Here is a 919-nt window from a genome sequence, read left to right as displayed (position 1 = left end):
TGTCAAGCGAAGTGAGGATTTGACCCCCAGGGCGAACTGAAGATTTGACCCCCTCATTGTTTTGCGGTTTCGTTGGTGCTGAGCGTCGTTCCGGCCTTCTGCAATAGGCCGGAACGACGCTTTTCGCGAAGCCGGTAGCTGTCGCCACGGATGGTTATCACTGTCGAATGATGAAGCAGGCGATCAAGGATCGCCGTTGCCACCACGGGATCGCCAAACACGCTGCCCCATTCGCCCACCGAGCGGTTTGAGGTGATCAGGATCGATCCCCGCTCATAACGCCGCGACACCAGCTGGAAGAACAGATGTGCGGCATTGGCTTCGAACGGGAGATAGCCGAGCTCGTCGATGATCAGCAGTTTCGGCCGCGACAGGGTCGTCAGTTGCTTTTCGAGTGAACCGTCGTCATGGGCCTTGGCCAGCATCGCCACCAGCGTGGCCGCCGTGACGAACTGGACGCTATGGTTCTGCCGGATCGCCTCGCGCCCGAGAGCCACCGCCAGATGTGTCTTGCCCGTACCCGGAGGTCCAAGGAACAGGACCGTGTCGCCATGGGCAATCCAGCGGCAGGTCGCCAGTTCCCGGACTTGGCGCTGATCCAGCGACGGCTGCGCGTCGAAGTCGAAGCCATCGAGTTCGCGCACAAACGGGAACTGCGCGATCTTGCCTGCCATGGAGATGCGCCGCTCGTCGCGCCGCGCGATCTCGCGCGTCACGAGGAAGGCCAAAGCCTCGCGCAAGGTCATTTGCGAACGCGCCGCTTCGTCCAGGAGCGTATCGAGCTGGTCCCGGATCGCGGTCAGCTTCAGCCGGTCGAGCTGAGCCACCAGCATCTCGTGATCGACCGTCGTCATCACCAGCTGCCTCCCACCAGTGCCTCATATTCGGCCAGCGGCCGCAACAGAGCGGAAGGCGCAAC

Annotated in this window: 1 protein-coding gene; it reads right to left on the bottom strand. The window is 62.2% G+C overall.

What is annotated here, in order from left to right; all coding sequences use genetic code 11:
* Positions 1-53 precede the first annotated feature (53 nt).
* Complete coding sequence (istB, locus tag NKH04_RS33115) at positions 54-854, bottom strand: IS21-like element helper ATPase IstB (RefSeq protein ID WP_353045611.1); 801 nt, start codon at positions 852-854, stop codon at positions 54-56.
* Positions 855-919 lie beyond the last annotated feature (65 nt).

Origin of the sequence: Mesorhizobium sp. M1365 (genome assembly GCF_040317865.1) — a bacterium.
GTDB lineage: Bacteria > Pseudomonadota > Alphaproteobacteria > Rhizobiales > Rhizobiaceae > Mesorhizobium.
Note: the sequence above shows the minus strand (reverse complement) of the source record. Positions and strands in the feature narration are given on the sequence as shown.